General features: G+C 63.1%; 11 protein-coding genes. 3 read left to right on the forward strand and 8 right to left on the reverse strand.

Annotated elements, in window-relative coordinates; translation table 11 throughout:
• Nucleotides 1–245: 245 nt before the first annotated feature.
• From QWY74_RS01515 to QWY74_RS01530, 4 genes are all read right to left on the reverse strand, one after another.
• On the reverse strand, nt 246–1190 hold the full coding sequence (locus QWY74_RS01515; protein ID WP_264823847.1) for an NAD(P)/FAD-dependent oxidoreductase: 945 nt from the start codon (nt 1188–1190) through the stop codon (nt 246–248).
• Nucleotides 1187–2404, reverse strand: a complete 1218-nt coding sequence (locus tag QWY74_RS01520) for an FAD-binding domain-containing protein (RefSeq protein ID WP_290313620.1) — start codon at nt 2402–2404, stop codon at nt 1187–1189. The genes QWY74_RS01515 and QWY74_RS01520 overlap by 4 nt, the downstream gene beginning before the upstream one ends.
• 499 nt (nt 2405–2903) lie before the next feature.
• Nucleotides 2904–3377, reverse strand: coding sequence for a peroxiredoxin (locus tag QWY74_RS01525; RefSeq protein WP_264823845.1), 474 nt, complete (start codon nt 3375–3377; stop codon nt 2904–2906).
• A 222-nt stretch (nt 3378–3599) separates the two neighbouring features.
• Nucleotides 3600–4328: a murein L,D-transpeptidase catalytic domain family protein gene (locus tag QWY74_RS01530; protein WP_264823844.1), complete on the reverse strand. Its 729-nt coding sequence runs from the start codon at nt 4326–4328 to the stop codon at nt 3600–3602.
• Between the two features lie 150 nt (nt 4329–4478).
• Here QWY74_RS01530 and QWY74_RS01535 point away from each other — a divergent pair, with 150 nt between their 5' ends.
• Nucleotides 4479–6134, forward strand: a complete 1656-nt coding sequence (locus tag QWY74_RS01535; protein WP_264823843.1) for a L,D-transpeptidase family protein — start codon at nt 4479–4481, stop codon at nt 6132–6134.
• 106 nt (nt 6135–6240) lie between these two features.
• Here the strand turns inward: QWY74_RS01535 and QWY74_RS01540 are convergent, their stop codons facing one another.
• Both QWY74_RS01540 and QWY74_RS01545 read right to left on the reverse strand, forming a co-directional pair.
• A complete protein-coding gene (locus QWY74_RS01540) occupies nt 6241–8076 on the reverse strand; it encodes a peptidoglycan DD-metalloendopeptidase family protein (protein WP_290313622.1) in 1836 nt (611 codons plus the stop codon).
• Nucleotides 8077–8492: 416 nt separating this feature from the next.
• Nucleotides 8493–9347 carry a pirin family protein gene (locus QWY74_RS01545; protein WP_290313623.1) on the reverse strand — a complete coding sequence of 285 codons (855 nt, stop codon included), beginning with the start codon at nt 9345–9347 and terminating at the stop codon, nt 8493–8495.
• A gap of 99 nt (nt 9348–9446) precedes the next feature.
• Here QWY74_RS01545 and QWY74_RS01550 point away from each other — a divergent pair, with 99 nt between their 5' ends.
• Both QWY74_RS01550 and QWY74_RS01555 read left to right on the forward strand, forming a co-directional pair.
• Nucleotides 9447–10361 (forward strand): LysR family transcriptional regulator, encoded by a 915-nt coding sequence (locus tag QWY74_RS01550; protein ID WP_290313624.1) that lies wholly within the window; start codon nt 9447–9449, stop codon nt 10359–10361.
• 78 nt (nt 10362–10439) lie between these two features.
• On the forward strand, nt 10440–11447 hold the full coding sequence (locus tag QWY74_RS01555) for a glutathione S-transferase family protein (protein ID WP_290313625.1): 1008 nt from the start codon (nt 10440–10442) through the stop codon (nt 11445–11447).
• A gap of 75 nt (nt 11448–11522) precedes the next feature.
• Here QWY74_RS01555 and QWY74_RS01560 read toward each other — a convergent pair whose 3' ends face one another.
• On the reverse strand, nt 11523–11666 hold the full coding sequence (locus QWY74_RS01560) for a hypothetical protein (RefSeq protein WP_290313626.1): 144 nt from the start codon (nt 11664–11666) through the stop codon (nt 11523–11525).
• A complete protein-coding gene (locus QWY74_RS01565) occupies nt 11659–12111 on the reverse strand; it encodes a YaiI/YqxD family protein (RefSeq protein ID WP_264823837.1) in 453 nt (150 codons plus the stop codon). The genes QWY74_RS01560 and QWY74_RS01565 overlap by 8 nt, the downstream gene beginning before the upstream one ends.
• Between the last annotated feature and the right edge of the window lie 274 nt (nt 12112–12385).

The raw sequence follows: 12385 nt of genomic DNA on the forward strand, positions 1-12385 counted from the left end.
GGGCTCGACCATGCGGAGTAAGACGGGCATTCTTATGGGTGTTCATCCGGGCCTCCTGGAGGTTGGTTTGGTTCGCACCCCCAGTTTTCCGGGTAGGCTCCGGATGAACAACCTACCGAGAGATCACATCTAGCGCGAAAATCGACCCCGCAAGTGTCTGTTCAGCAGCCCTTGGCCCCGGCCGAGGGCTGCTGTCGTTCCAGGGCTACTGTCATTCCAGGGCTACTGTCATTTCAGGTCTGCTGTCATGGCGGGGCGCCGAGAATCTCCCGGGCAATGGCGGTGCCGCTTGCCCAAGCGGCCTCGACCCGAGGTGCCAGGCACCAGTCGCCGCCCAGATAGAGGCTCGCGCTGGTATCGCGCAGGAATGGCTCACCGAGCGGCCGGGTGACCCGGGCATATCGCCAGCGATGGGCGTCGACATGCACGGCGTCGCTGGTTGCAGTGCCAATGGCTTCGCATAGCCGGGGCAGCAGTTGTGCCACTACACTGGCCTTTTCCTCCTCGAGATGGCGTTGTGACCACTCTGGGTCGGCCTGTGCCACCCAGGTGGTGACCTGGTCGCTGCGGCCGGGCTTGCTGCTGTCGCGGGCGATATTATCCAGTGGCCCTCGGTCGGGCTTGTGGTTCACGAAGGGGGTGGGCGAGTCGGCCGCAAAGGCGGCCATCAGTGTCCAGCATGGCGCCAGCCGGACGTGCGCGAGTTCGGCCACCAGAGGGTGGTTCTCACCAATCAGTGGCGCGACCTGCGGCGCTGGCACGGTCAGTACGACACGCCTGGCCACGAATTCCCCGTGGTCGGTGGCTACCCGCCAGCCTTCATCCTGGCGGGCCAGGCTGGTGACCCGGGTGCCGAGCCGTACGTCGAGACCGGCGGCCATGGCCTGGGGTAGCCCCGACATGCCCGGCACACCGACATGGTGTTGGTGGTCGGCGCCATCCGCCCAGGGGCGCGCGGCGTCTTCCAGCTCCGCCAGCAGGCTGGCGAAGGCCGGCTCGCGAATGGTGAAGAACTGGGCACCGTGGTCGTAGCCGAACTCCATCTCGGCCATATGGGCACGTCGTGTCGACATGCGGCCTCCGGTACCGCGTCCCTTGTCGAGCACGCACACCGTCCGGCCTGCCTGTTTCAGGGTGCGCGCGCAAGCCAGCCCAGCCATGCCGGCACCGATCACCAGCGTATCCGTCATGTCAGTCCCGTTTGTTGAAGGATTTGCGGAATCCGCTTTTTGAGCTTGAAGTAGCCGGCGGTGGCATGCGGCCAAGTGGCGCTATCCCAGTTACGCTGCCATTCGTTGAGCGCTATCCCTGCCTCGGCCAGTGCCGGCTCGGCCTGGTCGAACCAGTCGCGCAACGGGCCCGTGGGGATATAGGGGGTGACGATCTGCCGGACCCCGGACTGGTGGGCCCAGGTGACGAGCGAGGCGACGTGAGTCGCCTGCAGCGGCGTGGCGGTGTACCCGGTGCGCCGCGCGGCGTCGTCCAGCGCCCGGGCCTCGAAGGCGGCCACATCGCGGGACACCTCGCCCGGTGAGCGCAGAGGGCTGGCGGCAAGCGTCGCCGTGCAGCGAATGTCCATCTCGTTCAGGGCAAAATCCTCGACCCGGCAATCTTCCTCGGTGATCAGCAGGGCGGTGGGGCTTTGCGGATCAGGCGGGGAAACGGCCCGCAGGGGCTGCAGCTCGGGCAGGCCCTGTGGCTCCTGGTCTTCCAGCCCCTGGATGTCCTGGGCCAGGTCCGTTTCGGCGGGCTGGAAGCGTCCAGCGCTCAGCCTGGCGATGTTGTCGGCCTGTGCCGCATAGGGCTTGCCGCGGGTGTGCAGGCCGGCCACCCAACGCCAGCTCAGGGTGTTCGAGGCCGGGTCGCCGTCCAGCAGGTGACGATAGAAAAAATCGGCCCCCAGCCGCCAGGGCAGCTGCAGGGTGAAGATCCAGATCGAGGCGAACCACATCCGCGCATGGTTGTGCAGGTAGCCGGTCTCGCGTAGCTCGCTGACCCAGGCGTCGAAACACTCTAGCCCCGTCTTCCCGCGGGTGGCACGCTCCAGAGCCTGCTGACGCTCCGCGGCCGCGTCGAGTGCGGCGAGATCCTCGCGCAGGCCATCACGATACTGGGCCCAGACGCCGGGGCGGTGTTCCAACCAGCCCTTGAAATAACCGCGCCAGAAGACTTCCTGCACAAAGCGTTCAGCCGCCTGGACACCATGCTCAGAGATGGCACGCGACACGGCTTCCTGCTCCAGGACCAGGCGGCGACGCAGATAGGGCGAGAGCTGCGAGACATCGCGATGGGCACCGGGCCCGCGGTCGATGTTGCGGCCCTGGGCATAGACATCGCCCATGCGTGGGGTAAAGGCGTCGAGCAGGGCTTCGCCCGTCGCTCGTGTGGCTTGTGAAGGCGGCATGACGAACTCCTGTAGGGCGCCGGGCGGGTCAGTGGGGGCAGGTGTTCGGGCTCTGCAAGGCGCCAATATAGCACCCGAGTGAACGCCGCGCCCACTCGACTGGGCCGACCTTGGCGGCCGTTGCGCCGGCGGCTAGCCCGCGCGGCGGGGAGGTTGCTGATCAGTCGCACCAGCGAGACCGGATGGCTGAAGAGATAGCCCTGCAGGAAGTCACAGCCTCGATTGGTCAGCCACTCTTCCGTCATGCCGGTGCGAGAGGTTCATTCGTCTCGGGGTGCTATTGCATGCCACACGCCGTCGCCGGGCCGGCCGTACTGACCTCAGCGCTTGTGCGTAATCTGCCGGGTTGGAGGCTTCGGAGATATCGCGATCGGTTGGCTTGTGAATGGTGTTGCCGAGCCTCGGTATCCTTCAAGTTCGTCTCGCGGGTCAATGATCCTGGACAACCCCGGGCCCGACAGCCTGTCGGACCCATGTTCTAGTATAGCGCGTCCTCCGCTCAAAGGTGCGCGAGAATTGTCTCGGCACTGCTCTGCTCGACGCCCTTGGCATCGACGCCCAGATACTCCACCACACCATCATTGGCAATCAGCGCAAAGCGTTTGCTGCGGGTGCCCATGCCGCCGGCACTGACGTCCATGTCGAGCCCCAGGGCGCGGGCGAATTCGGCGTTGCCGTCGGCCAGCATGGTGAACGCCAGGGCGTTCTGGTCCTTTTGCCAGGCGTCCATGACGAAGGCGTCGTTGACGGCCATGCAGGCCACGACATCGACCTTGTCGAGCAGCTTGTCGGCATTCACCACAAAGCCGGGCATGTGGGTGTTGGAACAGCCGGGAGTGAAGGCTCCGGGGACGGCGAACAGCACCACTCGCTTGCCCGCGAACAGCTCGCCGGTGGATATGTCCTGTGGGCCATCTGCGCCGTTGGTCTTGATGGTGATGTCGGGAATTCGGTCACCGGTGGATAGCGTCATGGGGTGATGTCTCCTGTCGAGAGTGTCTTGCACGCTGGCGGGCCTCGGTTCTGATACAGCCGGGGCGGTCCACTCACCGCGCATCTGATATTCAACCTAACATGCCGGAAGACATCCTGTATGCCAGGCTGGCGTCCTGGTACACCATTTGGTGGATGACGTCATGTAAGGTGCGGTGATGGCCATTAGTGGCATTCCCGTTCCAGCCGGGTCGCTAGGACGCTATTGCATCGCGAGTCGGGAGGGCGAGTTCGGGCAGCTCAGGTAGCGTGATTGACTCAGCCACTCTTGATCCGGGAAGTACGTAAACAGGTATTGTTGATTCTTGATGCTGTCGATCAAAGGCCTGGCGACCTCCTGACGAACCGCCGGGCATCCATGGCTGCGACCCAGGCGCCCGACCTCGTCGATGAAGGCTTCACTGACATAGTCGGCACCGTGCATGACGATGGCGCGTTGATAGGCCCGGTCATTGATGCCGGGCTCCAGGCCCTTGAGTCGCAGCGAGTAACCATTGCGGCCCTGATAACTGTTGAGGGTTCTGAACAGCCCGATGCTTGATTGATGGCTCTCCGGGATGTTGGAAAAGGCAGTGGCCATGTTGTCTCCCGATCCCTGGCCGTGCGACACCAACTCGCGGAATATCAGGCGTTCGCGTTGGAGGTCGAACACCCAAAGCCGGGGCTCGGTGGAGGGTAGCGAGAAATCGATGACTGCCAGGCGTTCGGCGCTGGGGTCGGCGCACTCGAGGGCCCGTGCGGCGAGGTTGAGGACCCCGGGGTTGGCCTGAGGGGCCAGGCGGCTCAATTGCTGAGCCAGGGCAGGCTGATCCAGTGGACCGGGCGAGAAAGTCCTGGCCATGAAGTCTCCGGCCTGCAGGCTGGGAGCGAGAAGTATCAGGGCGCAGGCCAGCAGACTGCCGAGCCGTCGGTTTATAGTGAAATGTGGCATGCTTTCAGTTCCCGTCGTGCATCTTCCGTCGTCCAGATTGGTTTGGACAAGTTTTTACATTGACGCGTGTTCATTCAATTTCTGGCACATTAATATGGCAATACTGGACACGATGGCCAGTTTTGCCAATGGGTCGAGGGAGATCTCATCATGCACATTGCCGCTTTCGCCAGACCGGGAAATTGCTGCAGCCTGCTGTGGCTGGGTGCCTGGTTGAGCCTGGCCGCGCCGGCCGTGGCAGAGACCGAGGCGGCGGTGTCTTCAGAGACGGCATCAGCCGAGGTGGGCAAGCTGCTGGAGCGGCAGCTAGACACAGCCTCTTCTCGTCTCGCACGCCTCTACGAACTGCACGAGGGGCGTCCTCTATGGCAGGACCCTGCCCGGGTCACGGCGCTGGTCGAGGCGCTGCGGGCACTGAAGGCAGATGGTCTGGTGCCCGGCGACTATCGCCCCGACAGGCTTGAGGTGATGGCACAGGCGGCGCTTGGTGACGCCGCCTCCGTCCACGCAAAAGCGGACATGGACATGCTGGCGAGTCGCACGCTGCTGACTGCCTTGACGCATCTGCAACGCGGCAAGGTGGACCCCCGCCGACTCGATGCCAACAACAACCTGGAAGTCGCCCCGGCCGACCTGGATCTCGCCGCCATATCACAGTCGCTGGATCAGGGAGATGTCGAGGCGGTGTTCGATCAGGCGCGTCCCTCCTACAAGCCCTATGAGCAGTTGCGGCAGGGGTTGGCGCGCTATCGGCGCCTCGAGGAGCAGGGCGGCTGGTCAGCCCTTGAGCCGGCGCAGGACACCCTCAGACCCGGGGACAGCGGCGAGAGTGTGGCACAACTGCGCCAACGACTGGCGGCCATCGGCAACTCCGGCGTCGTGGCGGCGGATGCCAGCTACTACCCGGCCATCGAGCTTCAGGCACCGGATCCCCGGGCCTATGACGAGGCCCTGGTGGATGCCGTGAAAGGCTTTCAGCGACGCCATCTGCTGGCCGAGGATGGGGTTGTCGGGCCGCGCACGCTCGAAGCACTTAACATCAGTGTCCAACAGCGCATCGACCAGATTCGCGCCAATATGGAACGTGCCCGCTGGTGGTTGCACGGTCTGCCCGAATCCTTCGTTCTGGTCGATATTGCCGGGTATGACCTGCGTTATTTTCGCCCCAATGGGGAAACCTGGCGTACCCGTACCGTGGTGGGGCAACCGGGGCGGCGAACGCCAACCCTGCGCTCTGAAATCACCCATCTGACCATCAACCCGACCTGGACCATCCCGCCGACCATCATGCGTGAGGACGTGCTGCCCGAGGTGCGCCAGGACCTGGACTATCTGCAGCGTCAGAACCTGACGGTGCTGAGCCCCGGCGGCGAGACGCTGGAGCCCGAGGACGTCGATTGGTCGAATCCCGGCGGCGTGATGCTTCGCCAGCCGGCGGGTAGCAGCAACCCTCTGGGGCAACTGGTCGTACGTTTTCCCAACGACCAGATGATCTACCTGCATGATACGCCGTCGCGCTGGCAGTTCGGGCGTTCGGCGCGTGCTCTGAGCTCCGGCTGCATTCGCGTGGAAGGCGTCATGGAGCTCGCCCAACTGCTGTTCGAGGATACGGACACCCGGGCCGAAGCGAGTCGACTGGTGGCCTCCGGTCAGACCCGCAATGTACTGCTGGCGCGTCATGTGCCGGTGGTGCTGCATTACTGGACAGTCCAGCCGGCGCCTGCTGGTGAGCTGACCTTTCGGCCGGATATTTATGAGCGTGACCCTGCACTGATTGCCGCGCTGGAAAAACCGCCGACCCGCTAGCGCCCCCACCCCCTCACGCCTAACCCTTTCCCCAAATACCAACCCCTGCCTTCCAGGGGAGGGCAGGGGTTGAGGCAGAGCAGTTCAGCGTGTGTGGGGTCGCGGGTCAGCCTTCGCTGTCGTCCTCGTCGTCTTCCCGGTCCGCGACGCTTGCCACCACCGTGCCGGTCCGGCCGCTTTCCAGAGCTGCCAGGACTGGCTCGGCCCGGCGCTTGAACTCGGCCAGGTCTACGCCACGCAGGCTGCCGCCTTTCGGGAGCTCGACATTCATGGCATTGACCGCCTTGTTGTTGACCAGGACCTCATAGTGGAGGTGTGGCCCGGTGCTGCGGCCGGTGTTGCCGGACAGCGCGATACGATCACCCATCTTGACCCTGTCGCCACGCTTCACGAGTGGCTTGGAAAGGTGCAGGTAGCGGGTCTTGTAGCCGTTGTCGTGACGCACCACGATGTACCGCCCGGCCGCCGGGTGGTGCCCCACCAGTTCGACACGGCCGCTGGCGGGCGCGTCCACCGGTGTGCCGGTGGGCATGGCGAAGTCGGTGCCCTTGTGAGGGCTGATACGCCCGGTGACCGGGTGATGGCGACGCAGGTTAAAGGGAGAGCTGACTCGATACTGCCCCTCGAACGGGTACCGATTGAAGGAAGGGTTCAGGCCCTTGCCGTCCGGGGTATAGAATTGGCTGTCCTCGGGGTTGCGCACCAGGGTCAGGTCCATGCGCGAGCCGTCGTAATTCACCGCCAGGATCCGCGGATCGAGGCTGTGGCCGTCGATGATGTCGGACTCCACCAAGACCTCGAAGCTGTCGCCTCTGCGTGTGTCGCGTCGGAAGTCGAGCTTCTTTTCGAGAACCCGCGAGAGTTCGGAGACCTCGGCGCTGGTCAGGCCAGTGGCCTGGGCGGAGCGGGCAAAGCTGCCGCTGACTGTGCCGGCGTAGAGGCGCTGAGTGCGCTCGCCGGCGCGCTCTATGGTCGAAACCTCGGTGCCCGACGCGTCCCTCTCGACCAGATAACCGTCGCGAATGTTGCTCATGATGCGCAACGTGGCCAGCTCTCCCGCCTCGTTGAGCTGGTATTCAAATTGATCGCCGACATCCCAGCGGGTCAGCAGGCGCTTGTCCGGAATTTCTTCCAACAGGTTCATGACCTCGCGGGTGTCCATGCCAAAATGCGCCCGTGCCAGTTCGGTGAAGGTGTCGCCCGATCTGACGGTGTAGGTCTGCCATTGTGGAACGAAGGGCTCATCAACATCGAGCTGTCGCGCGAGACTGACCGGGCCGTCGTCGAACAGATGGAGCTCGTCCTCATTGATATCCTCGTAGGAGGTGGCGTCGACCACCATGCTGGGGCTCGAGGAGGAGGACCGGTCATTTAGCGTGCCCAGGATGCGAGCGATGTTGTGGGCATTAGCGTCGATGCTCGGCAATGGCTTGGCAGGTTCAGCCTGGGCCACTGCCAGGGCAGCACTGGAGTCCACTTGGGGGGGCAGCTTGCCCGGAGTCGATCTGCCGGGACGCGCTTGAGCGGATGTAGTGTCGGCAACGTCGACGACTTCGCTTGGCGTCAGCTCCGAAAGCGGAACATGCGCCTGGGTAGCATCTTGATTGATCTGGCGACTGGCGCTGCCGTATACGCTGGACGCAACGTTTGCAGAGCTGGAGCGATCGTTCGTTGCCGGCTGGCTGGTCGCCACGGCTTGCGAGGCCTCCTGAATGGCCCGGCTGACCGGTGTCTGATCGGTTGCCAGAGAGGGCACACCCGGACGGGTCTCAGCCTCCAGGGGAATTAGCAGGGTTTCGGTCTCGGCGGTTTGGCGAGGCGTATAACGGGCCTTGTCAAGCGTAGAGACAATCTGGTGAGCGCCCAGCACGGTGACCATGGTGGCAACCGGCAACAGCATTAACTTGTGCGTGCGGGGCAGCGAATGAAGGATTCGCATCATGAATTTGGCCGTTGTGACTGTAATGAATAAACATAAATGACTTGGAAAAAGGCAGGTGAACTCTAACCGATCAAGCGCAGAGTGCCTAGTCTATATATATTTACAGTACACAAGGGGCTTGCCCCGTGGCGATCAAGGCAATGCAGGTTCCGGAAAATCAAACAGCGTTTGCTAAGGGGTAAGAGTGGCACGCCCCGGTGCGGACTGACAAGCCCTTAGCACGAAAACCAGTATAAACTGCCGCTTCGGCATAGTCCTGGCGAGTTTTGCGCAACTGTCTGATTTAAAAGGTACGTGAGAGGGGCGGGGGAAGCCCGTGGCAGCATGGGCGGCCTGGCCCCGGCTGTCCTGTGCTGCAGCCGGGCACGCGCAATCTCGGGTCGAAGCCTCTGACCCGAGCGGCCTGAGGGGGAGGGTCAGGCCGGCGGCAATGTCAGGATGCCGTCACGATATTCACGCATGGCCTGTTCCAGTTCGTGTTGGTGATTCATCACGAAAGGGCCGTAATGGGCAATGGGTTCGCCATGCGGTTCACCGGCCAGGAGCAATGCCCGGGCGTCGTCCTGGCCGCTCAATTCCAGGCTGTCTCCCGGGCCGAAAATGGCCATTTCGCCCTTGGGCAACAGCGTGCCACTGGCGGTCAGGCTACCTTGAAAGACCAGCGCCAGCAGCGTGGTCGCCGAGTTGGCCAGCGTCAGGCTGCTGCCGGTCTCAAGGGTCAGTTCGGCCATCGCGCCTTGTCCGGCCAGTGCGTCCAGAGGCCCCTCGAGCCGGGTCTCCGGGTCGATCACCCAGTTGCCGCCCAGGGCCGTGAGTTCGGCGCCCTGGTCACGGTGGCGAGGCATTTCGTCGGGTTGTACGTCGCGGTAGATCGGCTCGCTCAGCTTGTCTGAAGATGCCAGGTTCACCCAGATTTGAAAGGCATGCAGTCCCTGCTCGTCGGTGAAGGGCGTCTCCCCATGAATGATGCCTCGGCCGGTGTGCATCCATTGCGCCGCGCCGGCACGAATGCTGCTGTGATGGCCCAGGTGGTCTTCATGGCGTAACCCGCCATGCAACACGTAGGTGAGCGTTTGAATGCCGCGATGAGGGTGCGGGGGGAAACCGCCAATGGCGTTGTCGCCTGGGGCGGCCACCAGCTCGTCGAGCATCAGGAAGGGGTCGATGGCGCCGCTGAAATCATGCAGGCGCTGAATGGCGACCCCGTCACCATCGCGGCTTGGATTAGCGCTGCGGCGTTGAATGACCTGGCGCGGAGCGGGACGGTTCATGGGCGATGTCTCCCCGTTGGTGATTTTACTGGCATATTAATCCGATACTTTCGAAAATAAACCGCATATTTTCGCGCTTTTGCTTCGAGGAAATCGAATATGTCACGAGTCACCCTGGCGCAATGGCAAATGCTGGCCGCCGTTGTCGATCATGGCGGGTTTGCCCGTGCCGCCGAAGTCGTTCACAAGAGTCCTTCCACTCTCAATCATGCGGTCCACAAGCTGGAAGAGCAGTTGGGCGTCGAGGTGCTGGAACCCGTTGGACGCCAGGTTCGCCTGACCGATGCCGGGGAGCTGTTGCTGCGGCGGGCGCGCCAGTTACTGGACAACGCCGTCGCCCTGGAGGATGTGGCCGAGCGTCTGGCGGAAGGGGTGGAAGCGGAAGTCGTGTTGAGTGTTGACCAGATCTTTCCGCCTGATGCGCTGGCATGCGCAATGGAGACCTTCTCCCGGGATTATCCGTATGTCCGCGTCCAGCTCCATGAATCGGTGCTCAATGGTGGCGTGGAAATGCTGCATGACGGTTCGGCGGATCTGGTGATCTCGGGACTGGCCGTCCAGGGGTTCCTGGGCGAGCCGCTGGTGTCCGTGCGTTTCATTGCCGTGGCGCACCCCGATCATGCCCTTCACCAACTGGGGCGGGTACTGGATCTGCGCGACCTGGAGCAGCATCGCCAGCTGGTGGTACGTGATTCGGCACAGCGCGAGCCCCTGGATGCCGGCTGGCTTAAAGCTGAACAACGCTGGACGGTCAGTCATCTGAGCACATCCATTGATATGCTGGAACGCCGGCTGGGGTTTGCCTGGGTGCCCGAGACCCTAGTGGCGGAAGCGCTGGCAGCCGGTCGACTCAAGCCGCTGCCCCTGGCGGTGGGGGCCTTGCGTGAAGTGCCCATGCAGTTGATCCATCGCGATCTGGACCGTGCCGGGCCGGCGACACAGGCCATGGCGAAGCATCTGCGCGACGCGGTAGCGGCCTGCCCGGATCAACGCAGAGTCGACAAAATCGAATGAACATCGCCAAAAACTGCGATTGTGAGTCGATTTCTTCGGCCTATCCTGTTGAGTGTTCGCCGATACGAGGATGACGAGATGGGTTTGTTGATTGAAGGGCAGTGGCACGACCAGTGGTACGACACCGAGCGGCATGGTGGCGAGTTTGTTCGTGAGTCGGCCAAGTTGCGCGACTGGGTCAGCCGGGACGGGTTGCCAGGGCCGGAGGGGCAGCCCGGATTGTCTGCCGAGGCGGGCCGCTATCACCTGTATGTCTCGCTGGCTTGCCCCTGGGCGCATCGCGTGCTCATCATGCGTCGGTTGAAGGGGCTGGCGTCCCTGCTCGATGTCTCGGTCACCAGCCCGCTGATGCTGGACCAGGGGTGGAGTTATCAGCGTGACGAAGGCTCGAGCGGTGACCCGCTCAACGGGGTGTCCTTTCATCATCAGCTCTACACTATGACCGATCCTGCTTATACCGGCCGTGTGACCGTGCCGGCGCTGTGGGACAAGCAGCAGGCGCGCATCGTCAACAATGAGTCCGCCGAGCTGGTGCGCATGCTCAATACGGCCTTCGATGAGTTGACCGGCAATCGCCTGGACCTCTATCCCGCCGACCTGCGCGAGACCATCGACGCCGTCAACGCTGATGTGTACGAGCACGTCAACAACGGGGTCTACAAGAGCGGCTTTGCCACCCAGCAGAGTGTTTACGAGAAACACGTGACGGCCTTGTTCGATTGCCTGGATCGGCTGGAGGCGCGCCTGGCCGGTCAGCGATACCTGGCCGGCGAGTGGTTGACCGAGGCCGATGTCCGCCTGTTCACCACCCTGGTGCGGTTCGATGCCGTCTATCACGGCCACTTCAAGTGCAACCTGCGGCGCCTGGAAGACTACCCGAACCTGTCGAACTATCTGCGCGAGCTGTACCAATGGCCGGGCATCGCCGAGACGGTCAACTTCGACCACATCAAGCGCCACTATTACGTCAGCCACGGTACGATCAACCCCACCGGCATCGTCCCCGCCGGGCCGGTCCTGGACCTCGAACGTCCACACGACCGCGAACGGCTGGTCGGGAAGGGGATCAGAGAGAACGCAGCGTAGCTGCTTGGAGAGGGAAGAACGGCGCTGCGCGCCTTGAAGAGGGAAGAAAAAACCTTGACTCCATGCCGTCGGGGCTCATGCTGCCTTCCTTCTTCCTTCTTCCTTCTTCCTTCTTCCTTCTTCCTTCTTCCTTCTTCCTTCTTCCTTCTTCCTTCTTCCTTCTTCCTTCTTCCTTCTTCCTTCTTCCTTCTTCCTTCTTCCTTCTTCCTTCTTACCCACCGTTCTTCGCCAGCCATCTATCGAGCGCATTGGCGAATTCGCGGCGGTCGATGTCGGAGTACCCCTTGGGGCCGCCGGTGTGTTCGCCGCTGGCGCGCAGGGTTTCCATGAAGTCGCGCATCTGGACACGGGCGCGGATGTTGCTTTCATCCAGTTTCTCGCCGCGGGTGGTCATCACGCTGGCGCCGCGCTCGATGGCGGCCATGGCCAGCGGCAGGTCGGAGGTGATGACCAGGTCGCCATCCGCCAGACGGTCGACTATCTCGTCATCGGCGGCATCGAAGCCATGACTGACCGCCAGCCCCTTGACCCATTTCGAAGGGGGCAGGGGGACCTGGTGGTTGGCCACGAAGGTGGTGGAGGTGGTGGTGCGTTCGGCAGCGCGGACGATGATATCGCGGGCGATGCGGGGGCAGGCGTCGGCGTCGACCCAAAGGCTGGGCATGCGGGAAGCTCCATGTGAAAAGGACTGGTCAGCGCGATCAGACGATGGTAGCATGCGTCCTCCTCGCATGTGCTGACCCCACCATCATGACGACGCGACCCGTTCAGCAACCTGAACGTGGTGGTCGACAACGCCGGGCTCTGGTCCCAAGCGTTTTCACTGTGTAGATGGAGCGCCATTCCCTGTTCGCCTCTCGGTGAACCCGGCGCAGACGGTCGCCACGACGATGCACTCGCCTGCTGGGCGAATGAGCATCGGATGCTGGGTGCGACCG

The sequence above is a fragment of the Halomonas almeriensis genome (assembly GCF_030409235.1).
Lineage (GTDB): Bacteria > Pseudomonadota > Gammaproteobacteria > Pseudomonadales > Halomonadaceae > Halomonas > Halomonas almeriensis.